This is a genomic window from Enterococcus casseliflavus, from assembly GCF_029215545.1.
Taxonomy (GTDB): Bacteria; Bacillota; Bacilli; order Lactobacillales; family Enterococcaceae; genus Enterococcus_D; species Enterococcus_D casseliflavus.
Genome location: NZ_CP119393.1, coordinates 2618707 through 2643893 on the forward strand (window position 1 = coordinate 2618707; position 25187 = coordinate 2643893).

The 25187-nt window shown below is 42.5% G+C and carries 19 protein-coding genes, 1 tRNA gene and 1 other annotated feature; of the genes, 4 read left to right on the forward strand and 16 right to left on the reverse strand.

Annotated elements, in window-relative coordinates:
* Positions 1-731 precede the first annotated feature (731 nt).
* The 4 genes from P0G38_RS12570 to P0G38_RS12585 all read right to left on the reverse strand — a co-directional run bounded on the left by P0G38_RS12570 (position 732) and on the right by P0G38_RS12585 (position 7013).
* A complete protein-coding gene (locus tag P0G38_RS12570) occupies positions 732-3821 on the reverse strand; it encodes an alpha-mannosidase (RefSeq protein ID WP_275851585.1) in 3090 nt (1029 codons plus the stop codon).
* A complete protein-coding gene (locus P0G38_RS12575) occupies positions 3818-4648 on the reverse strand; it encodes a carbohydrate ABC transporter permease (protein ID WP_008379135.1) in 831 nt (276 codons plus the stop codon). The genes P0G38_RS12570 and P0G38_RS12575 overlap by 4 nt, the downstream gene beginning before the upstream one ends.
* A gap of 9 nt (positions 4649-4657) precedes the next feature.
* A complete protein-coding gene (locus P0G38_RS12580; protein WP_008379138.1) occupies positions 4658-5551 on the reverse strand; it encodes a carbohydrate ABC transporter permease in 894 nt (297 codons plus the stop codon).
* 85 nt (positions 5552-5636) lie between these two features.
* Positions 5637-7013 (reverse strand): extracellular solute-binding protein, encoded by a 1377-nt coding sequence (locus P0G38_RS12585; protein ID WP_338070804.1) that lies wholly within the window; start codon positions 7011-7013, stop codon positions 5637-5639.
* A 215-nt stretch (positions 7014-7228) separates the two neighbouring features.
* Here P0G38_RS12585 and P0G38_RS12590 point away from each other — a divergent pair, with 215 nt between their 5' ends.
* Entirely contained in the window at positions 7229-9370 is a 2142-nt protein-coding gene (locus P0G38_RS12590; protein WP_275851593.1) for a helix-turn-helix transcriptional regulator, read from the forward strand.
* A gap of 148 nt (positions 9371-9518) precedes the next feature.
* Here P0G38_RS12590 and P0G38_RS12595 read toward each other — a convergent pair whose 3' ends face one another.
* The 5 genes from P0G38_RS12595 to P0G38_RS12615 are packed head-to-tail and all read right to left on the reverse strand — an operon-like array spanning position 9519 to position 13869.
* On the reverse strand, positions 9519-10256 hold the full coding sequence (locus P0G38_RS12595) for an SIS domain-containing protein (protein ID WP_275851596.1): 738 nt from the start codon (positions 10254-10256) through the stop codon (positions 9519-9521).
* Positions 10257-11507 carry a PTS ascorbate transporter subunit IIC gene (locus tag P0G38_RS12600; RefSeq protein ID WP_060791761.1) on the reverse strand — a complete coding sequence of 417 codons (1251 nt, stop codon included), beginning with the start codon at positions 11505-11507 and terminating at the stop codon, positions 10257-10259.
* Positions 11508-11509: 2 nt separating this feature from the next.
* Entirely contained in the window at positions 11510-11791 is a 282-nt protein-coding gene (locus tag P0G38_RS12605) for a PTS sugar transporter subunit IIB (RefSeq protein ID WP_005225413.1), read from the reverse strand.
* A 12-nt stretch (positions 11792-11803) separates the two neighbouring features.
* Positions 11804-12232, reverse strand: a complete 429-nt coding sequence (locus P0G38_RS12610; RefSeq protein WP_016610653.1) for a PTS sugar transporter subunit IIA — start codon at positions 12230-12232, stop codon at positions 11804-11806.
* Entirely contained in the window at positions 12229-13869 is a 1641-nt protein-coding gene (locus P0G38_RS12615; protein WP_008379149.1) for a BglG family transcription antiterminator, read from the reverse strand. Before P0G38_RS12615 ends, P0G38_RS12610 begins: the two co-directional genes overlap by 4 nt.
* Before the next feature lie 201 nt (positions 13870-14070).
* Between P0G38_RS12615 and ypfJ the strand changes: the two genes are divergently transcribed.
* A complete protein-coding gene (gene ypfJ, locus P0G38_RS12620; RefSeq protein ID WP_275851610.1) occupies positions 14071-14961 on the forward strand; it encodes a KPN_02809 family neutral zinc metallopeptidase in 891 nt (296 codons plus the stop codon).
* A 285-nt stretch (positions 14962-15246) separates the two neighbouring features.
* On the opposite strand, the gene P0G38_RS12625 is transcribed toward ypfJ, so the two are convergent.
* The 6 genes from P0G38_RS12625 to P0G38_RS12650 form a co-directional block, all read right to left on the reverse strand.
* Complete coding sequence (locus P0G38_RS12625) at positions 15247-16062, reverse strand: ABC transporter permease subunit (protein WP_275851613.1); 816 nt, start codon at positions 16060-16062, stop codon at positions 15247-15249.
* Positions 16059-16943, reverse strand: a complete 885-nt coding sequence (locus tag P0G38_RS12630) for an ABC transporter ATP-binding protein (protein WP_115232041.1) — start codon at positions 16941-16943, stop codon at positions 16059-16061. The genes P0G38_RS12625 and P0G38_RS12630 overlap by 4 nt, the downstream gene beginning before the upstream one ends.
* A gap of 441 nt (positions 16944-17384) precedes the next feature.
* Positions 17385-18215, reverse strand: a complete 831-nt coding sequence (locus P0G38_RS12635; protein WP_005225404.1) for an energy-coupling factor transporter transmembrane component T family protein — start codon at positions 18213-18215, stop codon at positions 17385-17387.
* Entirely contained in the window at positions 18205-19914 is a 1710-nt protein-coding gene (locus tag P0G38_RS12640) for an ABC transporter ATP-binding protein (protein WP_275851619.1), read from the reverse strand. The genes P0G38_RS12635 and P0G38_RS12640 overlap by 11 nt, the downstream gene beginning before the upstream one ends.
* A gap of 26 nt (positions 19915-19940) precedes the next feature.
* Positions 19941-20495 (reverse strand): ECF-type riboflavin transporter substrate-binding protein, encoded by a 555-nt coding sequence (locus P0G38_RS12645; protein WP_005225401.1) that lies wholly within the window; start codon positions 20493-20495, stop codon positions 19941-19943.
* Positions 20492-21340, reverse strand: coding sequence for an SAM hydrolase/SAM-dependent halogenase family protein (locus P0G38_RS12650; protein ID WP_275851623.1), 849 nt, complete (start codon positions 21338-21340; stop codon positions 20492-20494). Before P0G38_RS12650 ends, P0G38_RS12645 begins: the two co-directional genes overlap by 4 nt.
* Positions 21341-21431: 91 nt before the next feature.
* Positions 21432-21671, reverse strand: a binding site (T-box leader).
* Positions 21672-22301: 630 nt separating this feature from the next.
* On the opposite strand from P0G38_RS12650, the gene P0G38_RS12655 reads away from it, so the two are divergent.
* A tRNA-Leu gene (locus tag P0G38_RS12655) sits at positions 22302-22383 on the forward strand.
* Between the two features lie 93 nt (positions 22384-22476).
* Here the strand turns inward: P0G38_RS12655 and P0G38_RS12660 are convergent.
* Positions 22477-24129 carry a peptide ABC transporter substrate-binding protein gene (locus P0G38_RS12660; RefSeq protein WP_275851626.1) on the reverse strand — a complete coding sequence of 551 codons (1653 nt, stop codon included), beginning with the start codon at positions 24127-24129 and terminating at the stop codon, positions 22477-22479.
* Positions 24130-24691: 562 nt separating this feature from the next.
* Between P0G38_RS12660 and P0G38_RS12665 the strand changes: the two genes are divergently transcribed.
* Entirely contained in the window at positions 24692-25144 is a 453-nt protein-coding gene (locus tag P0G38_RS12665) for a DIP1984 family protein (RefSeq protein WP_005225396.1), read from the forward strand.
* Positions 25145-25187 lie beyond the last annotated feature (43 nt).

Here is a 25187-nt window from a genome sequence, read left to right on the forward strand (position 1 = left end):
CTAGTAAAAAACTAATTGATAACCATTTGATGAACAACAAATTCATATTCCTTAAAAAGAACTCTATGCTGCTAAACGTTCAGACTCCACATTGGTCGTCTGAAGATTTTGAGCAATAGTATCTGAAAGTTCGATTTGCAGCTTTTGGATATCTTCGTCAAATAGCTCGTAACGAATTTTTTCAAAGATTTCTGCTAATTGCTGGAAGTTAGAGATGTGGAAGAATTCACCGCCTGTTACTCTTACAATGTTGTCTTTTTTCGATCTTCCTCTCTACCTACTCCATAAGCTGCTCCTTTATAATCAACGGTTTGTAGATTTTTTATTCATTATTTGTTGTCTTGCTGTAGCTCCCAAGCTAATTATACCGAGCGGGAAGTTAAACAACAATCGTTTTCGTAGAATTTTATTCATATTTTATATATCATTTTACGTATTTTTATTTTTAAAGACCATTATACCGCAAATGAAATCCAGACTTCTATCAATCTTTATTTATTTACTTAAACCACTTTGTCCCATCTATACCAATATCCTCCTCTAGCAAGCAATCACCAAAAAAGACATTCTCTCGTAATGAAAAAATGTCTTTTTGTTTCTCTTAGTTTTTTTATAAAACCTTCTAAGTTTTTAAGACTTATAAGAAGTAGTACTCTGTATCAGACAGGTGCGAAACCTAATACTTTTTTAAACACACGACACATTTAATAGGTAGACCCACTTGTGTTATTTCAGTCTAGATAAAAATGAAATGTCTTTATTTCAAAGGGTGACAAGGTAAATGAGACTTTATCTTTCCACTGCTCATTATTTAAAGGTATCTCCATTAAATCTGTTTCTTGCCAAAAACTGCTTGGCAACTGCAATGTAACCTTTCTAGTTCCTCCCGTGTGATCATGTAAGCGTAAAATCCACCCTTTGCCGGTTTCTGCTTGCTTGATTGCGTCGATGGTAACTGAGGTTTCACAGTCTATTTGCAACGGAAGCAACCAAGAATGTTCTCCGTTAATAACCGTTAATGGCGAGTTGAGGGACCATGCTTCTTCCATTGTTCCCCCATCGATGGCATCGTGCTCGTGGGCATAAAAACTGTAAGTAAATTTGTGATCGCCATCGTCAGCCAGTGGATCAGGATAGATAGCGCCTTTAAGCAAGGTCAAGCTTAATTGATTTTCCTTAACAGCATAACCATATTTACAGTCATTCAATAAACTTACCCCACTATATTTTTCTGAAAGATCTGCCCATTGGTGGCCTACTGTTTCAAACTGAGCCAATTGCCAACTGGTATTAGCATGGGTAGCTCGTTTTACATTTCCGTACTGAATATCAAATACTGCTTCAGTTGATCGAATTGCTGCATCAAAGTTTACCTTCAACAGTTGTTGGCGTTCATGCCATGACACGTTTGTTAAAAAATCGATTCGTTGTGTATGAGCATAGACCCGCATTTCCTGATGTATCTGCGAATTACCAAACGTATACTCAAATACTACGGAAGCATAAAGCGCATTATTTGAGCGTAATCGTATTTGATTGGCTTGAAGCACTGTTGCTTTTTCTTGATAAAAACTATCGATATCCCATGCATCGTAATTTAAAGGTTTGTCTTCAAATAGCTGAAAAACATTCCCTTTTCCTTCCAACATTTCTCTACCTAGTTTCTTATCAAAAATGCTGATCAAATTTCCCGATGTTTCCCATAAAATTCGCAAACGATCGGTCTCAAGCGCCCCCTCTGTGAATACAGCGAGCGGTTTGATGTCTTTATTTTCTGCTATCGGTTGAAACTCTATCATCACCTGACTCAAAGGCGGAACATTTGCCACAAGAACAGACTGTTTTTCTCCATCAAAATAAGCCGGAAGTTCTTTTCCTTGTGAATCAATAAAGCGGCCTTCTTGTAAAAGGGGAAGTTCCACCAATTCATTCCGTGACCAGCCAGCTGTATTGATGACTGTATACTTTTGACTAGCAGGTCCATTTAATTTTTCAAATAACTGTTGAATGGTCTGAGTCACGACGGCAAACTCTGCTCTATGGTCTTGATAAACTTCTTTGATCGAAGAACCAGGAATAATATCGTGGAATTGATTACGAAGAACCGTCTCCCATGTTTCAAAAAGCGAATCCTTAGGATACTCGTCTTCTTTGCTGGCTGCTAAACATGTATAGAGAATCTCAAGTTCCCGTAGAGCAATTTCAGCTTTTCGATTCATTTTTTTGACAAACGCTTGCGAGGTATAGGTTCCTCGATGATATTCCAAGTACAATTCGCCATCCCAACGAGAGACCAGCGGCTTATTTTGTTCTACTGTCTGATGCAGTCGTTCAAAAAAGGCTTTCGCTTTTCCTGTTTTGACTTGCGGCAATCCTGGAATCTGGTCAAGGCGTCGTCGATTTTCCAGCATCTCTCTAGTGACACCGCCTCCGCCGTCCCCATGACCGTAAGACAGCAGAAATTCTTGATTCAAACGCTTGTCTTGATATCCGTCGTAAATTCCTTGAACGGTCTCCGGAGAAAGCGTTCCATTGTAGGTATAAAACCATTCTTCTGCCCATTCATCCGTTTTACCATCAACTGGCGTGGTGATAAAATGCGTCAAAATATCTGTCCCATCGATTCCCCGCCAATAAAAGGTATCATGAGGCATCCGGTTATATTGATTCCAGCTGATTTTGGTCGTCATAAACGTCTCAATGCCGGATTTTTTCAAGATTTGGGGCAGTGCCCAAGAATAACCGAACACATCCGGAAGCCACAAGAAATGCATTTCTTTGTCAAATTCTTCCTTCACAAATTTCTTCCCATGGAGTATCTGACGGACCAATGATTCGCCTGACGGTATATTACAATCGGCTTCCAGCCACATGGCTCCGTCCACTTCCCAACGGCCTTCTTTGATCCTCTTTTTGATTTTCTCATAAAGAGCTGGATAGCTTTCTTTGACATATTTGTATAGCTGAGGTTGGGTTTGCAAGAAAATATATTCTGGGTATTGTTCCATCAAACGTAAAACCGTTGAAAAACTGCGGACAGCTTTTTCCCCTGTATGCTTCAGCCGCCACAACCAAGCAACATCGATATGTGTATGGCCGATAGCCGTCACAGTGATCTCCGAAAGTTTAGGTATTTTTTGCAGTTCTTGATTTAAATAATGATCAGCTTCCTCAACGCTATGGTAAAAAGAGATAGATCCGGGTACCTGCCACTGAATCAACCGAAAGGCATCATCTAAAAGATTCAACAGCTTGTATCGTATTGGTTCATTTTCCGGTAACCCATCGATAGTTTTCGCCATCATATCAGCGAGAAAGAAACAGTCATCAGCAGCTAAGTGTCGTTTTGCCAAATAAGCTTGCCGAAACTCATGCCGTTGAATGACTTCAGCCCCACCGCCTTCCAAGCCCGACCATAGTTTTAAATCAAGTCGGATGGTTTTCCCCCGGTAATGATCCGCCAGAAAAATCTCTGTATGATTCGAATCGACACCCTGATAAGGTTCCCCATCGATCAACAGCAAGGACTCAAAGCCTGAATTATAGCCACCACCTGTACGACCAAAATCGATCAGTAACCATAAGTCTTCCTCCTCTGGAACTGTCAATTCATGATGAGCCCAAATATAACGGTCTCTCCCTTGCCAGAAATCGCTAACTGAAAGTGTAAAGTCCCACTCTTCTGGTGGGTGTTTTTCCGTTTTTGACTTATCTTCTTTTGCCGACCACATTGTCAGGTCTTGTACTTTTTGAAAACGATACGCTTTTAGTTCAGCGATTCGTTTCGTTAATTTTTTTGTCGTATGAAATGGATCTTTCATCCTTTCGTCGCTCCTCCCATGCTAAATCCTTTAGACATATACGTTTGTGACAAAGCATATAAAATGACGACTGGTAAGGTATATAGCACCGAAAAAGCGGCTAAACGGCCATAATTGACCATACCAAAGTTGCCGAAAAACTGAAAGATCGAGACTGATGCCGGCATTTTTTCGGGTGACTGAATCAAAATATAAGGAACAAAGAAGTTGCCCCAGCTTCCAGTAAAAGTAAAAATACCAACCGTACAAATACCTGGAACCATCAGCGGCGCTACGACTTTTCGCACCCCTTGCCATGTTGAAGCCCCATCGACCCAAGCGGACTCTTCTAAGTCGATTGGTACCGAATCCATAAAGTTCTTCATCATCCAAATCCCATAAGGCAGTGAGGACGCCGTCAAGAAGAACGTCACCGCCAGTAACGAATCTTGAAACTTCAAAAAGATAAACAGTTGATAGACCGGCACGATGACAGCAGTCATCGGTAATGAGGTCATGAACAGCACCGCCATCAAAAAACTTTTTTTATATCTTAGCTGATACCTCGACAAGGGATATGCTGCCAAAACACATAAGACAACAACTAAAATCGATTGACAGCCGGACAAAAGCAAGCCGATTCCGAATGACCGAATGATAGTTTGATCAGAAAGGATCGAAGCAAAATTTTCAAATGATACTGCTTCAGGTAATTTCAAAGTTTGAATAGCGCCCGGATCAATAGAGGCGATCAGCATCCACAACAATGGGAGCAAAAACAATAAGGCTAATACTGCCAAAAGCAGATAATGAATCATGGTCTCCAATTTTTCACTGCGTTTTACCATTTTTTTCACCTACACTTTCACTTTCAGCATTTTCATATAAATCAAGCTTGCGGCAGCACCAATCAGCAGCAAGACCAGCGAAATCGCTGTTCCGTATCCTAGCTGATAGCTCACAAAAGCTTGTTTGTACATGAAGACCGGAAGGGTTGCAGTCTGATTGCCGGGACCACCACCAGTCATAGTATAAATCAACGTAAAGACACCCAATGTCTGCAAAGTGACGAGCATCAAATTCGTTGCAATGGTACCTTTGACCATCGGTATCGTAATTTTTCGAATCACTTGCCAGCGGCTGGCGCCATCCATAACTGCAGCTTCCTCTACTTCCTTAGGGATCTCATCTAAAGCGGATTGAAACACCATCATTGAAAAAGCGGTTCCTCGCCAAATATTGGCAACCACAACACTTATCATAGGAAAAGCAAACAGCCAAGCAACCGGCTCAAATCCCATCAGTCCCATCAACCAATTAGCTGTTCCGCTATCTCCTAAAAAAGCGACCCAGCAAAAGGAAACAACCACTTCCGGTGTAACCCATGCAGCAATGATGATCAGACCAACGACTCGCCGAAAGGCTCGATTTTTCTCTCGCATCATAAATGCAATCAAAAAACCTAAGAAACATTGACCAATCACTGCAGAAAAAATGACAAAAATCAAGGTTCGTACGACACTAGTTTGAAAAGCCGGATCATTGAACATGCGCACAAAATTTTCAAAGCCGATGAACCGCAATTGACTTGCTTCAGCACCGGTCAGAGCCAAGTTCGTGAAGGAAAAGATAAAAGTTAAGATAACTGGACCAACAAAAAATATCAGCAGCAAGAGCCAACTGGGAAATAAAAAAATCAACGCTTTTTTACTATTGGACATTTGCTGCTCTCGTTTTAGCGAATTTTCCATTCTTTTCTCCTTTCTTAGTAATAAGAGAAGGAACGTTAGACACTAGTCGGATCGTTTTCAACGAGTCCTTCTCCTATTTATTTACTTAATCAATGGCATCTTCACCGACAATCCTCGTCACGTTGGCTGCGTAATCTCGAGCAGCTTCTTCCGGTGTCTTGCTGCCAGTGGCAACTGCTTCAACCATTGTTTGGATCTCTACTGAAACATTTGGATATTTGTCATCTGCCGGACGGAAATGAGCATATTGTAAGAAAGAGGTTGCTTGCTCAATAAAAGGTTGCTCCTTATATTCAGCTATTTCTGCTGAATCGTCTCGGACGGTTAAATTCCCTTCAGCGATTGCGCGTGCAGCTTGTTGTTCTTTTCCACCGAGTGCTTGAACTACTCGCCATGAAGCTTCTTTATTTTGTGCTTTTTCAGGAATGGCCCATGTCCAGCCTCCGGACATGGTCGTAAATGGCGGTTCACCACCATTTTGTGTAGGCATGGCTGCAAAACCAAAGCGTTCTGTCATATTCTCAACAGGAGTTGCCCCATTTTCGGCCCAGTTACCTGCACTCCAAAATCCATCTAAAAGCATGCCGACTTCATCATTAGGAAATTTATCTTGGAACATCACAGATCCGTAATTGCTGTTGATCGCAACGGATAATGATGGTCCTAATTGTTTTTGGTTATACACTTCATCAATGAAAGCCAATGAATCAATGATTCCTTGTGTATTTACTTGCCATTTACGCGTTTCACTATCAAATAATGTATCTTGAGTACCATATAAGAGCATCTGGAAAGTCTGCATCGAAACCGATTCACCATTGGCTTTAGCTACACCTAATCCTAAGGGGATCACATTCTCATCGGAAGCTTTGATTGCTTCAGCTGCCTCAATGATCTCCCTCCAAGTTGTTGGCTGCCAGTCTTCAGGCAGACCGGCTTTCTTAAAGACATTTTTGTTGTACCAAATCCCGCGAGAATCAGAAGTTCCTGGAATGGCATACGTACTACCATCTTCAGCAATAACACCAGCTTTTAAGTTTTCTGTATATTTATCCCATTGATCCCAGTCAGCAACATATTCATCAAGATTGGTTAAGTAACCAGCGTTTGCATCAGAATTCAACATAAACGAATCTTCTGCCACTACATCGGGTGCTGTGCTTTCTGACTGCATGGAAAGAGCAACTTTTGAAAAATAATCCCCTTCGCTTGCCGTAATTGGAGAAAGCACGATTTTAATGTCCTCATTTTCTTTCTCAAATTCTGGAATAAATGTTTCTTCCAAGTATTGGGTCATTTTATCGTTTTCCCCCGTATTTCGCCAAGTGATCTTTATCTCGGTTTTCCCCTCTGCCCCGTCCCCATTTGACGAGCCACCGCTGTTCCCACAAGCAGCTAAAACCATTGGAAGTGTCATTAGAGACAGTAATGATACAGCTTTTCTTTTCATCGACATAATCATTCCTCCTAAATTTTTTCATTTTCTCTCGCTTAAAGTAAGCGCTTTAAATATAGCGTGTTTAGACATTGTTGAATATCATTATTATTCGTTGAAATATACATTTTTTACTCTTAATATCAAGTTTTGTAGACAACTACAAATAATGATGATTTGACTAAAGCTGATTTATCTCTATAATCAATGTAAACGTTACCAAAAAAAAGAAAGGAGCACTTATGAAATCAAAAACCTATCGAAAAATATTCTTAACCTTTTTAACGGTTATCATTGCATATACTATTTTTATTATGGTGATCGTCATCAATAATGAAGTCAATCAGCGGAAAACTGAACAAACTACCCAAAGTATTATGACGCTAGAAAACAGTGCTTTTCGCATTGATCAGCAACTTCGATTTGCCCTCAATTCAATGAAATCTTTAGCAACAAAAGAAAGTATTATACTGTTTTCCCAAAGTACTGAATCTGATTATGCGCTGTTTTCAGCGATGTATGATGAAATTCGTGAAAACTATTTATTAATGAATCAGTTTGAATACTCTATCGGAATCTTGAATCCAGAGAATCATATTATCGTAAGTTCTGACGGCTATTTTGTTTACAATGATTTCTTTTCCTTTTTGAATATAGAAACAAAAGCCGGGCTTCTTTCCGAAATGCTGACAGATGCCAGCTTCAGTTCCTCCATCTTCGAAACCCTTGATCAACGGCTGATCATGCTTCATAAAGAGCAAGTAGAGAATCAGACCCTCTACTTCTTTGCCTACTGGAAAAAAAATGAACTACTGTCTCCAATGAATCAAGAAATACAAGTTATCGATCACCAATATCCTTCTAGTGAGACCAATTCACCGATACTTACTGATTTTACACAAAATACCATTCAGCAAGAGGCCAAATCAGATACTATCGTTTTTACAAAAAATTCAGAGGTGCTCCCTTTTGCCAATTATCAATTGACAACAGCGATTCAAAGCAGTTTTCCACTATCTACGATTTCTTCCTTTCTCCTTCCATTAATGGTTTTGATCGTACTGGGTGCTTTGATCGTCGTTTTCTTGAGTAAGCGGATGTACAAGCCTTATCTAGAAATATTAGATGAAATCAAAAAGAGTAATGTTGATATTTTAACGGTTGATGATATCAACTTAGCTTTGCACCAGATAATCGAGTCGTCTAGTTCGATCAACCAGCTCCAGTCCCCTGTCTCAGAAGAAGTAAAGGAACTATTCTTAAAGAATCTGCTTTACGGAAAATATACGTACAATATGAGCAAGAGTTTACTGCCTACTTTTCATCTTGAAGGCATAGAAAAAGGCGGGAGTTTTGCTTTTCTGACCTTCTCAGGTGAGATGGCAGAAGAAGCCACTTTTAATGAAACAGAGATCATTCATGTACGCAAACAGTTGATCAAGAAAAATCTTCCTATCGAGCGTTATGATATCATCAGTTTTTCCGAAAAACACCTTGTCATTCTTTTTTACGATCAGGAATATTCACAAATCATGAAAGAGACCGATCAATTGAAACTAACGATAGAAGCCAGCTTGAACTTGAGAATGACTTATCTACTTTCCAAACCTTTTCATTCTCTCGAACATTTTATCGAAGTCTTTCATGAAACCTGTCAGTGGTCAGATGAATGCAACGGCAATAATCAGTTCTATCAAATACCGGTTCCAACATCCAATGCTTTTCATAAAATCAATTATACCGTTGATGAAGAACAGTTACTGATTCAATATTTCAAAGTAGGTGATTTTGTCCATGCTAGAGAATTATTGCAACAAATCGTGGAGATCAATATTTCTAGCAACCGTTCCCTAGGCTTCCTTCAGGAATTTTCAACAGCTCTGACCTTAACAATAAAACGTATCGCTGTGATCAAAGAGATTTCCTACCCTGAATTCTACGAACAAAATAAGAAACAATTTCTTTACTTAAAAAAAGGTTTTTCAGATCCCGATGTGAAAAAAACGATTTTTTTCCTTTTTGACACGCTGATCACTCAGATCGAAACCACGGAAAATAATAATGGATCCAAAACAGATGAAATCATTCAATTTATTAATAGCAACTATTGCAACGACCTCAGTTTAACAGATATTGCCCAGCAGTTTCATCTAAGTGAAGCCTATTTAAGCCGGTTGATTAAAGAACGACTGTCCATGTCCTTTAAACCATACGTCAATCAACTACGTGTGGAAAAAGCCAAACGTCTAATGAGTGAACAAGAAAGTTCAATCAATGAAATTGCTAGCAAAGTCGGCTTTAAAAATACCAATTCCTTTATTCGGGTATTCAAACAATTTGAAGGGACGACACCAGGTACTTATCGTACCAACAAAATTCATTAAGCTTTAAAATTCTAATACACAAAAAACGATCTGAACGAGATTTGATCCCTACATTTACGAAATGATTCCCCAAAGCATTTCATTCATTTAGTAGTTTTCAAATTTATCGTTCTGATCGTTCTAATAAAAAGATAAGTTACTTATACAGTCACAGCTGATAATGGATCGCTTCTTGGTACTTTTCAAACAGGGACTGGTTCAATTCATCCCCGCCGTCTAAGTTCGCTGAGTAAAAAATCGGCGGATAGTCGACACCGGCTTCTTTTAGTTTTTGGCAAACTTCTACGATGATCGCATTTAAGATCGTTGCACCGACTACGGTGGATGTGGGGCCGACTTTTTGTTCGACGTCAGGAATCGTACACGCTGCATCGCCAATCTCCCCATGATTGTCGATGACGATATCCGCCGTTTCAAACAAACGCAAGCCTGAAGTATGGCGGCTGGTGACTGTTTTCGAATAGGTAAGGTTCGTTAATGCGATGATCTTGACCCCCTTTTCTTTGGCATGAAGCGCCATATCGATGATAACGGGGTTTCGCCCAGACACCGAATGCAAGATCAGCACATCACCTGCTGTAAAGGGTTGGGTCGCCGCCAAGGCCCTACCGTAGCCTTCTAAGCGCTCCATTTTACTAGTGAAGGTGATTGGGCTGCGATCAAGCATCAGTTCTCTTCCAAAGATCGCATTGATGGTCATCATGCCACCTGCTCGATAATACATCTCTTCAGCTAAGATCCCAGCGTGACTTGCGCCAAAAATGTAGATGGCTTTTTTGGTCAGGTTGGCTTGCGTCAGTAATTCAATGGCTTGCTCAATCGCTGGTGCTTCTTTTTCTTCTACAATAGACAATAGTTCTTTTGCTTTTTCAAAGTATTGAAACATTTAAAACCCTCCAAACAGCTTGCCGATCAATTCACCAAGGATGCCCCATAGAGATAAATCGTTCCCACCGAAAATCAAGATCCAGTTTTGAATCGTCGTTGAGAACATCGCTGCAGAGATCCCAACGAGTGCTACCATAACGACAGAAGCTGTGATCGTACCAATAATGGCACCTCGCAAGCCCCCTTGACCTTCGCCGATCACCGCAGCACCGCCACATTCAAAGAAGCTGGTGATGACTAAAGGAACGATCAAAATGCCAAAGACGTTGGTCGTATTAGCAATGACCACTAAAATCGTTGAGGTGATCATCGCCACGATAAAGCCGATGATTACAGCATTTGGACGATAGTTGAACAAGATGGGCACATCAAAAGCTGGTTTCGCTCCAGGAACGACTTTTTCTGCGATCCCTTGAAAGGCGGGAATGATTTGGTTGATCAATAGACGTACCCCATACAACATGATCAATAATCCTGCACCGAAGTTCAAGCCAGCATCAACCGCAAACATCACCAAGTTGCCCCCTTCAGGAACTAATACGGGCGCAATCAAACCGATAACGATATTCATCAAAAACATCACTAACGCGCCAGTAATCGATATTTCACGGAAAAACGATAGATTTTCAGGCACTTTCAAATCTTCCGTCGATTTTTCTTTGTTTCCGACCCGTTTTGCAACAAAGCCTGAAACCAATGACAAGATCCCCGTTGGATGACCGATCAAGAATGAATCATCGCCTGTGGCATCCCATACATATTTACGCATGATCCATGGCATGAAGGACCAGTAACAAGCAGATAGAACAGCCCCTAAGATCAACAGTGGGATTCCAGTAAGTCCGCCTTCAACGCCCCCAGCGACGATGACAAATGGGAACCACCACAACATGTGACCGGTGAGGAAAATCGTCTTCACAGGTGTAAAGCGAGCAATCAATAAATGAATGACAAGTCCGAAAAACATCGCTAAACCAACTGTTCCGCCGTATTCTGCCGTAAAGGTGATGTCAGAGAGTCCATCTGACACAGCAACGCCTAATTGGGTTTGAACCGCTGCATTGATCGGTGCGATCGTTCCCACCAACATATTTACCCCAGCCGTCAATGCCACCATCCCGAAGGAAGCTGTTAAGGTTCCTTTGACGACTTCTGCAAAAGGTTTTCTTTGTACCAATAACCCAATCATGGCAATGATCCCCAGTAGGACTGGCGGATTTTTTAAAATATAATCCGTGACAAAATTCATGATTATCCCTCTCTTTCAGCTAAAAATTTTTCCATTTGCTGTTTGACTTCTTCTTTATCCATATACTTTTTGATTGGATAAACGGGTGCTTTCACGGATGCTTTTAACTCATTCAATAATTCATTACTCGTAAAATAAACATCTGCTGGTGTCGCTTTTGCCGTTGATAAATCAGTATTCTCGGCAGTTGCCGTCAACCCTAACTCTTTGATCACCTTGTCGATCGTCATTTTCAATACCATTGAGCTTCCTACACCAAATCCACATACTGCTAAAATTTTCATATCCTTTTCCTCCTATTGGAATAATTGACAAATTTGTTCCCGATCGCCATTTAATATCACGTTGTATTTTTCTTCATCCATAAAGATCGCCATGATCTCTTTCAAGCTTTCTAGATGGCTTTGACTATCTGCGGCGGCTAAGACAAGAAATATCCGCACCGGTTTGCCCTCAAGATCGATGGGCTGTTTCGTTACTAAAAGGCTCATACTTTGTTCCAAAACCCCTTCTCCAGGACGGGCATGCATCAGCGCAAAGTAATCGGCCAACACCATGTAAGGACCATTTTCTTCCACGCTTTGAATCATCGCTTCGATGTAAGCTGACGTGATCAGCGCTTCATCCAGCAAGGGCTGGCTGGCTAATTTTACGGCTGAGCGCCAATCTGCCACTGTCTCATCCGTTTGTATATGCTTTTCAGGCAAAGAATCCTTCACTTTCATTCTGATTTAACCTCCAACATTTTTGATAGGAACCATTCTTTGTTTTCGATTCCTTGCATGATCAATTTCATCATTGGTTCCACCTTTTGCGTCTCATCCTCTCGGATCATCAATAAAATAATGATGTCGGCTTTTTGGTTGCCCCATTCTACTGGCTGATCCAAAAGTAAAATCGAGATGGCTGTTTTTTCGACATAATTCGGATTGCCATGAGGGATGGCAAAGCCATTATCTAAATAGGTTGATTGTAGCTGCTCTCTTTCAATGACGGATTGCTGAAACTGCGCTTTTCGTTTTTCATCACTAAAAGGGGTTTGTTCGATCAGAAAATTGATGGCTTCTGTTTTGCTGGCAAATCGCTCGAAAAAGACGGTTGGCTGGATCATCGATTGGGCTTGAAGAAGTAAACCATTTTGATCGACCACCGCCTCATTATCGATGACTAAATCGATGTAGTGATTCATGATCCGCTTCATGTCGCGATTGGTCACCATAGGCGAGATCCGCACCACAGGTTTTTGAATCCCGACAAGATCGATGGTTGAAATAATAAAATCGATCGCCGAGATGTCCATCTGCTTTAATTTTTCTACTGAAACGGTTTCGATACTGTCGATCTCTGGCAGAATGCGACGGATTTTCGCAGAGACAAACGAGCTAGTGCCGACGCCATTGGGACAGACAAAAATGATTTTGTTCATGCGGCGCATTCGCTCGATCGCTGCTTGAAAATGGATTGTGACAAATCCGATCTCATCATCAGAGATCCCCACTTGATACGCTTTCAAAAAATCATGGAGCGAGAACCAGACCACGCCATACAAGGCAGGATAGTTTTGTTTGATTTCCTCTAACAAAGGGTTGATGACTGTGGTTTGCGCTTCGATCCGCAACAGCAGTTGATACAGATGGATCGTCACATCTTCTTCCAATCGATTGTCTTGGGTCAAGTCGGTGCCTAAGCCTTCGCTGATTTTTTGAATCAAGTTGCGTACTTTTCCCCGAAAGACGAAAGGAACTTTTTCACTTTTCATAAAAAATTTCAAGCCGCTACCGACGATCAGGTAGGTTAGATATTGCACTTCTTTTGGTGAAAATTGATAAATGTGCTGTTCTTCGATTTCTTTCAGTAGCTCATAGACTAACGGATATTTGTCGAACTCCAAAAACAGCTTCCCCACTTGGCGATTTTCTTCAATCACTAAGTTTTCCGCATGACTCGCCCGTTCGATCAGCAGCACGATGGAAAGGACGATACTTTGGATATAGCTGTCGGGCATTTCCACTTGTTTTTCCACTAACGCTCGACGAAACGCCTGATTTACTTCCTGGTATTTCTCAGGTTCCACCAACAAGGAAAACGCCGCTGGTTGATCCAGCATCATTAAGCAAAAGCGTTTCAGCACTCGATGGATCTGGGATTCACTTCCTTCAAAAAATGTACCTGAATTATCAAATCTCAGACGTAAGCTTTCTTTTTGAAACAGTTCTTTTAAATAAGAAATATCTTTTGCAATACTGCTGCGGGAAACGAAATAATCCTCTGCTAACTGCTGATAACTGAGGTGCTCGCCAGCAATCAACCGTTTAAAAATCAAAATCCTTCGTTCCGATGTCCCCGAATAATTCATTTTCATACGCTCACCCTCTACCTCTATTTTATTGCTACTGTACCAAATTAGAAGGCTAATTGTTAGATTAAAGAATGATTAAAAGGAGTGTACACTTTGATTTTCAAGGCTCCTGCTGGCATTTTATAACAATTTCAAGGCGCTTTTTTTCACAATCTGCCGCCTTTCTCTTATAATTAAGCTAGGATTTATATAGGAGGAGATAACATGAAATGGCGTGGGGGTAGACAAAGCAGAAATGTCGATGATCGAACGGGGCGATCATCTAACTCAGGCGGGATGCTGGCTGCTGGTGGCGGGATCGGTACGGTGATCATCGCTGTTTTATTTTTCCTGTTTAGCGGTGGTGATTTAAATTCGCTGCCGGATGTCTTGGGTGGCAGCGGTCAAGCAGCCAATTACCAGACAGAAAATGTGGGCACCAGTGAGTACACGGAGGAAAAAGAGTTTTCCGCAGTCGTATTCGGCTATTTAGAAGATTATTGGCAAGACGTTTTTCAAGAGCGGCAAGAAACCTATCAAGACCCGACACTCGTATTATTTACGGGAAGTGTCCAGTCGGCATGCGGCTATGCCACGTCACAGGTTGGTCCGTTTTATTGCCCAGCAGATGAGAATGTGTACCTTGATCTTAGCTTTGCCAATGAGCTTTCCGATAAATATGGCGCAAGCGGCGACTTCGCAATGGCCTATGTCATCGCCCATGAAGTCGGTCATCATGTGCAAAATGAGCTGGGAATCACCCAACAATTGGACAAAATCCGCCAGCAAGTTTCAGAAAAGGAATACAATCAGTACAGCGTTCGTTTGGAACTGCAAGCTGACTACTTAGCTGGTACTTTTGCGAAATATTTGCAAGGTGAAACCTATCAAGGACAACCGATCTTAGAAGCTGGCGACATTCAAGAAGCGATCACGGCTGCCAATGCCATCGGGGATGATACGCTGCAAAAAGAATACCAAGGCTATGTTGTTCCAGATAGTTTTACGCACGGCACATCGCAGCAACGCGTGGACTGGTTTAACCGTGGCTATCGTTATGGTGACTTAGCACATGGCGACACCTTTAATGTCGATAGCCTTGACTTGAGCAAGTAGCTTCAACTAAAAAATCACTCCGAAACAGCATGAACCGCCTGCTGCTTCGGAGTGATTTTAGGTTCTTGTTGCCCCTTCAAGCCTTTTGGTGAAGGGACGCTTTACGCTTTCTTAACTTTCGCAATGATTTTTTCGCAAAAACGTGCCTGCTTCGTCATACTTTTTTCACATTTCGAGACTATTATATAAGCATACCAACAAACAACCCTAACACTTTTTCATTTTTACTCCTTTGCCTGTCAGTCCCCGCTGACAGGCTCTTTTTTTATCTTTTGATTGATATACTCAGACCTGCAAGTCTTTGCGCTCATAACGGGAAAAGGTGCCAAAGAAACAGATGATACCGATCAGCAGTACCCATAGGACTGATGTGGCACCGTTATCCATGAGTTGGACGGGTAATGCCATCCGCACAGGTGAAAGTCCTGCCAGCCATTCCAATTTATCGTAGAGTTCCCCCACGATGCCGAGCAAATACAGACCGAACACGCAGCCTAAGCCGACGCTGGCGGTTTGTTTGCTGGAACGCAAGATCGTGGATAAAAAGAAACCTAGACAGAGGAAGAAGACTAAGACACCATACTCGGCAACGAAGATTTTGCTGATTTCTTCTATAAAAGCGGACAGGTCGTCTTCTGGCAGTTTGAACAAAGCAAATGATGCCAGACTACTGCCATAAGCAATCAGCCAAAAGCCAGTCAGCAACAACAATCGAGCGAGGAACTTCCACCCAACGATTTCTCTGCGGCTAATAGGCTGAGCATATAAGTACTCGATCGTTCCTTCTGATTCTTCAGTGATCAGGCTGTTCAAGCCTAAAAGCATCCCATAAATACACGCAGCAATAAATAAGTATTGAAAGTAGTACCCGAAAAAACCTGTTGGAGAAACCAAACTTGAGGGTCCTGTCAGTTGGATGTTAAAGATGCCTAGTAATTCTGGGCTGAAAGAGCCCAACATCTGATCTAATGACGTTTTCATTTCTGGCGTGATCATTTGAGGATAGATAGCCGTAAATCCAAAAATGATTGCTGCAAAAAGGATCGCCCAGACTAGCCAGCCTTTGAAGGTATTTTTAAGATCGATTTTCATTAAAGTCATTTTTGAGAACCTCCTTCATACAGGAGCATAAATTGCTGTTCAAGGGTTGGGTGCTCGATCGTGAACTCTTTAATGGCAGGATTGGTTAGAAAATGTGCCAGCTGATTCATGTCCCCTTGATAGAAAAAACGCAAGCTGTGTGATTCCTGAGCAAGAACCTGTACATTTTCCAAGCCGGCTAATGAGAGGCTGTCCTCATTCGTGAGCGTTACAACTTTGCCGAAATTTTCTTCCTCACTCAATTCTTTTACGGTGATGATCTGTCCTTCACGAATAAAGGCGGTCCGATGGGCATAGGTCTGAATTTCATGCAGATCATGACTGGATAGAAAAATCGTCATCCCTTGTTTGTTTCTTCTGAGAAGCTCTTCAAACAGCCGTTTTTGGATCAAAGGATCTAAGCCATTGGTCGGCTCATCTAAAATCAACATTCTCGGTTGTGCAATCAAGGCGCTCGCAAGCCCGACTTTTTTCTTGTTCCCTAAAGAAAGTTCTGCGATCGATTTGTTTGGATCAATTTGAAAAAGCTCCATCAACTCCTGAATCTCTTTTTTTGGCTGCTTGACTTGATGAAAATCCGCCGTAAATGCCAGTAGTTCTGCTGTCGTCATTTTTGAATAAAACCGTACATCACTGGAAACATACCCAGTAAACGTTTTGATCTCTTTGGCTGCTTGTTGGCAATCTCGTCCAAAAATCGCTGCCTGCCCTGCATCTGGTTTGATAAAATTCAACAATACTTTGATGGTCGTTGATTTTCCCGCACCATTTGGTCCGATAAAGCCAAAAATCTCTCCTTCTGCCACTTGCAATGATACATTCTCGATGGCGTACTTCTTGTTGTATTGTTTGCTTAGTCCGTTGATCGTAATGGCATCCATCCTGTCCCCTCCTTGTACTGCTTTGATGCCATCAGTGTAGCCTTATTTCGCATTTCCGTCAATCAAACATCTAAAAGGCTTCCGCTGGAATATTTTACGAAAATCATCAACAGATTGACACACTTCTATTGCTTTCTCTTCCTATTTTTTTCACATTTTCCCGCTATTATCAATACATACCAACAAACAACCCTAACACTTTTTCATTTTTACTCCTATCCCGCCAGTCCCCGCTGGCGGGCTCCTTTTTTTTCGGCAAAAAAACGCAGGATAGTCAGTCAATTAACTTTAGCGAGTACTACATTTGCTAAAGTCAGTTGCTGCTAGGTCTGCGTTTTTTTGCTCGATCATTTCTGGGACGGATAAATCAGAGTTGACTCATCCGTCCCACTTTCATTATTGACAATGCGTCCGTTTTTTAAGTTTTCATGGGTTGATTTGTTAACGAAACGGATTGTAGAAACGTCCGCCATTAAGGACCATCAAGGACAATCCGAGCGCCACGATCAAACAAACGACAGCAATCGCCAAGAGATCTTTGCCTTGGATCGGCTTAGCTTTCAGCCAGGTACGCTGCTTATGCTTGCCAAACCTTCTTAGCTCCATGGCAGCAGAAATATGGTCGATCCGTTCCAAGCTGGAAAAAATCAAAGGAATCGCGATCGCGACATTGCCTGCCACTCGCTTGCGCAAAGGTGCTTTTTTAGAAAGCTCCACGCCCCGTGCTTGCTGCGCTTTGGCAATGGTCCGAAAATCATCTTGAATATCGGGAATGTAACGCAAAGCCAGTGCGACTGCATAGGCGATCTTGTAGGAAATCCCGATGCGGTTGATGCTGGACGCCAACTCACTAGGATTGGTGGTAAACAAGAAAATCAACCCTGGAGGAATCGTGACAAAATATTTGATCAACAGATTCAGCTCATAAAACACTTGCTCTTGGGTCAATGTATACCGACCGATCCCTTCGAAAATCACGTGGCGCGTACCGTAGATCTCCACCCCATATTCTGGTGCGAAAAGATAGACCGCCACCAAATTCAAAAGCGAAAAAAAGATGATAAATTTTAATACAAAAGCGATATCTCGGTAGCGAATTCCAGCACTGGCAAATAGAAAGACCGAAAACAATGCCAGTCCAATGAGAAAGCGCGTATCATAAGAGATCATCCCGATGACGGATAGCAGCAAAAAACAAATCAGTTTTGCGGCACCGCTTAATTGGTGAATCCACGTTTTGCGGTCAAGATAGCCGATTAGATTACTCTCCATCGTGTCCCCCCTTCTCGCTGGCAATGAAGGCGGCAGTAAAAGCGGCGGGATCTGTCAGCTGGTTAAGGGTCGCCAGTGTATACAAGCTGGTTTCTTTGAGGTTTGCGGCACTCACCACTTGTTTGTCTGCTAAAACAACTTCTGGCGGTGCGTCCAGCAAAATCGTTCCTTTTGTCAAAACGATCGTTCGCTGTGTATACTCCAACATCAAATGCATATCGTGGGTGATCATAACGATCGTTAATCCCCGCTGGTTCAACTCCTGTAAAAATTGCATCATTTCGGTGTAATGGCGATAGTCTTGTCCCGCTGTCGGCTCATCCAATAAAATGAGTTCAGGATCTAAGACGAGGATCGCTGCAATGGCGGCTCGGCGTTTTTGCCCATGACTTAGTGCCGACAATGGCCATGAGCGAAACGGATAAAGACCACAAATTTTCAAGGTCTGGTGAACTTTTTCTGTGATTTCAGCCTCTGGAACGTTTCGGTTGCGCAAGCCTAAGGCAACTTCGTCAAACAGGAAGTTTTTTGACAGCATTTGATTGCTGTTTTGCAACACATACCCGATTTTTTGCGCTCGTTCTTTGATGGAATCATTGCCCATGTCCGTTCCTTGCCAAAGCAACTTGCCAGAAGTCGGAGTCAAAAAGCCAGTAATCAAATGGGACAAGGTCGATTTTCCTGCGCCATTATGCCCGACCAAACTAATCATTTCTCCTTGATGGATGGTAAAATCCAGTGCTTGCAAAATTGGTTTGCCCACTTGGTAGGAAAACGATAGATTTTTTGCTTGCAACAACGGCGGCTGGTGGCTAGGAAGCGCCGGTTTCGGAAATTTTTCTTGAAACTGAGTCAGTTTTTCGGCAATCTCAGGTGATGCAAATGCTTCTACCGCGACCAAATCAGCAGCGTCGGTCACGGGAACCCCCGCTTTTTTTAAAGCAGCTAAATACAGTGGTTCACGAATGCCGACTTGCTGTAGCATATCCGTTTTTAATAGTTCATTCGGTGTACTGTCGGCAAGGATGCGGCCTTCTTCCATCACGATGATGCGATCGACAGCTGCGGCTAACACTTCTTCTAAGCGATGTTCAATGATGATGGTGGTAAAACGCTTCTCTTGATACAGCTGGTCGATCATTTTGATGGCTTCCACACCTGTTTGCGGATCCAAGTTGGCTAGCGGCTCATCAAACAGTAGAATCGGTGTTTCATCGATCAAAACACCTGCCATTGAAACACGCTGCTTTTGGCCACCCGATAATTCCTGCGGTTTTTTCGCCAAATGATCCATTAAGTCAGTCTTTTCTGCCCAAAAACGCAGCGCCTCTTGCATCACTGCTTGACTGCGCTGATCGTTTTCCAATGAAAACACGATATCTTCTGCTACGGTCAAGCCTACAAATTGGCTATCGGTGTCTTGCAGCACCGTGCCGACGGTCAAAGACAGCTCGTAGATGGAAGCTTGCCCAAAGGCATTGGTACCGATCATCAATTCTCCAGTACTACTGCCTTTGTCGTTTTGCGGGATCAAACCGTTCAAACATTTTCCTAATGTACTTTTGCCAGAACCGCTGGCACCGACGATCAGGACTTTTTCTCCTTCATAGATCGTTAGATCGATGTTTTTCAAGGTCGGTTCCGCTTGTGCATCATATTGGAAAGAAAAATTCGTAAATTGAATGATTTTTTGTTTCATTTTTTAGCCTTCACACATTTCTTTGGTTAGGATTCCTTGCTCAAGCTGCCTTTTTTGGTTTTGGTTTGGGCATAGGCTTTTAGCAGGATCACTCCGATTATCCCAGTTACGACTGCATTGGTCAATCCCGCAATGACTCCTTGCGTAAAGACTTTGTTCGCTGGTTCGCCATAGATCAAAATATCCCCGATCGGGGCAATGATCACCCAGACGACCAAATTTGCGATCGTTTCACCGATCAAGAAGGTCCGAATTTCTTTAGCGCCAAAGGTTCCTTGCTGGATTGGAATCCAACGAGTCAAAAGTCCAAAGAACACCCCTAAGATCCCAGAGGCGGCGATCCAAGACCACCATGGACCATAAGTTGTTAAATCTCCTAGGGCATGCCCGATAAAACCTGCTAAACCAGCCACGATCGGACCGTAGACAACGCCTAATAGCGCCAAGAAAGGATAGGCTGTGGCGATATCTGTATTTGGGAAACCCGTCGGAATCGTGACGAACCGTTTTAAGACGAAAAAGACCGCAGCACCGATACCGATTGCAACAATGTGTTTTACTGTAAATTTTGATTGATTCATTTTTCATTTCTCCTTTTTTTGAGGGTAATTTTCCAATTTGTGCCAGTGCCGATTTTATAGGTTTCAGCAAATGAAGCCAAGTTGAGCCCTAAACCGATATTCAGTAAGGAATTGACATATAAGACGGGTTCTTGTTCTGCCACTTGCGCAAAGGAGCGTCCGAAACGCACTTCTTCTTGATAACGCAGGGTATCTTGGTAGTAGATACTGACGAGCAGCGACTCATTGTATTGGACCTGCCATTGCTTAAAGAACGTGTGGGGAATATTCGTCCACAACGAACCAAAGCGGATATCGAGAATATCGATCGTCCCTGTGATCGTTTCAGCTGTTTGGCTTGGCTTTTCAATGGCAAAAACTTGGATCGCTTCTTTAGGTTCAGGTGTTCCTAGCTCTTCAAAGCTGATGGCACCGCTGGCGAGCCGAGCGGCATTATACATATAAACATCCCGACCATGAAACGTATGGCTTTCGGCTGATCCTGCCAAGCGCTCAGTTGCCTCATTGATCACCCGAAGTTCAGCGATTCCGATATAAGTCGCTAAATAGGTCAGGGTGCCGTTATCTGGTGTCAAAACCAACTGCCCGGTCGCCAGCTTGGCAACCACACTTCTTCGATCAGACCCTACGCCAGGATCGACCACTGAAACAAAGACTGTTCCTGCTGGCCAATAGGTGACGCTTTGCAGCAGGCGATAGCTGGCGTCATGAATGTTGTATGGCTCGATCTCATGAGTCAAATCCGCAATGACCAGCTTTGGTGCCACTTGATAGGCTACCCCGTACATCGCATTGACCGCTCCATCTTGCAAACCAAAATCGGTTTGAACCACTAATTTGTGCATTTTCTCTCCTCCCAACAACCTTTCTCCTTTTCAACAAAACCTTCGCATGAAACAGCTGACCCTACAGACACAAAAAAAGCCCTTAGCCAAAGCTAAGGGCATCACCTGCGGTACCACCTTAATCTGTAAAGCCTTCACAGGCCTCACCTCATTCAGTACCCGAAAACACTCGGAGACTGTCGCTTGTTAACGGGGCAACCGTATTTTCCTAATTAGTCAGAAAATCCGCTCCAAAGTCATTTTCAAATCATTTGTTGTCGTTCCTTCTCACCTGCTGGAACTCTCTGCTAGACAACGCCCGTGATTCTACTTTCTTTTTCATCGCGTTTGCATTTTGTTTCATTAAAATTATCAAAGCTTGTGCCTTTTGTCAATTCTCTTTTAAGAAAAAATTCAAACAGAAGCCATAATTTGTCAAAAGATTCACGCAATTTCTAAATTTCACTCGAAAATTCTTCATATTTTCTCGGTATGATACCTGTATACCAACAAACAACCCTAACACTTTTTCATTTTTACTCCTTCCCGCCAGTCCCCACTGGCGGGCTCCTTTTTGTCTTCTGACCGTTTTATCTGGTTTCACTTTTTCTTGGCGATTTCTTCTCAGAATTCTGTTTGATTCGTCAATTTTTTTTCACATTTTCCCGCTATTATAAATGCATACCAACAAACAACCCTAACACTTTTTCATTTTTACTCCTTCCCGCCAGTCCCCGCTGGCGGGCTCCTTTTTGTCTTCTGACTGTTTTAAATGGTTTCACTTTTTCTTGACGATTTCTTCTCAGAATTCTGTTTGATTCGTCAACTTTTTTTCACATTTTCCCGCTATTATAAATGCATACCAACAAACAACCCTAACACTTTTTCATTTTTACTCCTATCCCGCCAGTCCCCGCTGGCGGGCTCCTTTTTGTGAGATTGGACTTGCATTTCTTCCTAGAAAGGATTATCTTTATCTTATGCGGAAGTGGCGGAATGGCAGACGCGCACGCTTCAGGCGCGTGTGAGTTTATCTCGTGTGGGTTCAACTCCCATCTTCCGCATTTAGCAGTTCAGCTTTCTGAACTGCTTTTTTTGTTGCAAAACGCGCATGTTCATCGAATAAACATGCGCGTTTCATTCAACTATTTTTCCCCTTATTCACTAACATAGGCGGTGCGGAAAAAGAAATGCGCACCATAAGCTGGGAATTGGATGTCTTTAACATTTGATTTGATCAAATAATTTGAAGCACTTTGGTAAAGAGGGACTTGCGCAGCATCTTGTTCCAACAAAATTTCTTCTGCCGCTTTGTAATCTTCAAAATATTGATCGGGGTCGTTGGCATGAACGGTGCGCGCATCTTCCGTCAACGCCGTATATTCTTCATTGATATAGCCGCCGTAGTTAAAGGAAGCGCCGTTTTTGTATAAGATAAAGAACATATCCATGTCACTGCTTCCAGCGATCCAGCCAGAAACGGAAAGCTCATAATCACTATTTGCTCTTGATTGATTCAAGCTGGCACGTGGCTGTTTGTTGATGGAGATCGACAAGCCTGGCAAGTTCTCTTGGAGTTGGCTTTGCAAGTACTCCCCGATTTTTTGGCCATTGTCATCATCTGTCACTAACAAACGCAGCGTCGTACTTTCGCCAATTTCCGCTTGGGCTTTTTCCCACTCTTCCTTGGCAGCCTCTAAATCATACAGGTTGTAATCACCGCTATATGCTCGAAAATCTTCGCCAGTATTTGGATTCGCAGCTAAGCCGGTAGGGATCAATCCATTTAAAACTTTCGCTCCATCGTTCAACACATTATCCACGAGACTTTCTTTGTCGATCGCCAACGCGATCGCTTTACGCACATGAACATTTGCTAAGGCATCGTTGGCGGTTTTATTGAAGTCTAAGAAAAAGTTCGCCACATCGTTTTGCGTAACTAGCTCTTCATTGTCCCCGTATTGTTGGACGTAGATCCCGCTGATTTTTTGCAAATCAAGGTCGCCGCTTTCAAACAATTGGATCCCCGTATTTTCTTCTTTGATGGTGGAGCCTTTGATCTCCTCCAATTGAACGACATCAGCATCGTAGTATTGGTCGTTTTTCACTAGCGTCCACTCGTCTCCTGTCTGTTGCCAATCGGTTAAAGTAAAGGGACCAGAATACAACAAATCTTCACTTGTCCGGGCATAGGTATCGCCTTTTTCTTCAACAAAGGCTTGATTTTGCGGTGCCAACCAACCGATGGAAATCAAGGATAAAAAGGAAGGTTGCGGCTGCTCCAACTGCACGATAAAGGTCGCATCATCTGGAGTTTCCAGACCAATCGTTTCTACCTCTGCATTGCCTTCACGAATGTCTTTACTATTGACTACATTATCTAACAAATAGGCATTTGGTCCCATCGTTGCTGGATCAACTAACTTTTTCCACGCATAAGCAAAGTCAACCGAAGTGATCCCTTCGCCATTGCTCCACTTCGCATCGTCTCGCAAAGTAAAGGTATAGGTTTTGCCATCTTCACTGATTTCGACTCCTTCTGCCAAGCCTGGAACTGGTTCGCTGTTTTCATCGAAACGGTAGAGCCCTTCGAATAAATGTTGTACGATGGTAAACGTTGCTTTATCCGTCGTTTGGGTCGTATCGAGAGTCGTCAGCTCAGCTGGTAGACTCACCGCGATCGCTTGATTCGGCGCTCCGTTAGTTTCAGCCTCTGATCCCTCAGTATTTCCTGTTGTCGTGCAGCCAGAAAGGGTCAACCCAATCACTCCTGCTGCAACCAATAAACGCTTCTTCCAGATCATTTTCATTCTTCCTCCTATGTGATTGCGCAACCAACGCAAGTGTTTTTCATGACAGCAAAAAACGCATTCAACGATAAAAAGAAAAAACCTCATCCCTTTGCTTATCAACTTTGACAAACAAAGGGACGAGATTTTCGTGTTACCACCCTTTTTCGCACCACTCTCACAAATGGCACCTCAACAGTACGCTAAGATACTTGGCACGGTAACGGCTGCTTTCCGTCTGATTTGCGTGAACAAATCAGATCACTCAGAGCTCATCTTCACTTTTTTTCTGCTGCCCTTTCTCACCATCCGGGTTCTCTTCTAACAGATTCCAAAGCTACTCTTCTCTTCATCGTCTTTCTTTTTATCTAAAAAACAGGTAAATGACGTTTTTTTGTCTATTTCATGATTGTTTTAAAGTATACTATTGGTGTTTTTGGAAGTCAACAAGAATTGCGAATATTCAGTTTTTTATGATTTTTCTATCAGAGCTTGTTTTGCGTCTTGCTTGCCTTTCGTCACGTTCTTCTCTAGGATAAGAACTAGATAAGCCTTCTGATTTGTAAAAAAGGAGTGTGCCAAAATGAAATTAGCAGAAGCGTTACTTTTAAGACGAGATTTGAACAATCGTCTGTTTCAATTGCGCAACGAAATCTCTAGCAGTGTGTTAGTCCAAGAAGGCGATACCTTGGATCGCAGTATCACAGAATTGTTCAAGGAATACGATGAGATCAATCAACAGTATTCAGAATTAGTCGTTGCCATCAATCGGAAAAATGCGACTGCCTCTTTAGCAGATAGTGCGTTATTGCTGATGGAAGCACTAGAACAGCGAGAACAGCTGCGCCGCAAGCATGCACTGCTTACACAAGCACTGGATGAAACCAAAGCAGCTCCCCGAATGGGTCGCAACGAAATTCGACTGGTGCGCACGATCGATACAAAAACGCTAACGGAGCAATTGAATGCGACCGCCAAACAGCTGCGAGAACTAGATGGAAAGATCCAACAAACCAACTGGCTAGTCGATCTTTAACAAACATGGGTGGGTGTCAAAGGCGAGCACAAAGCAGGTACAG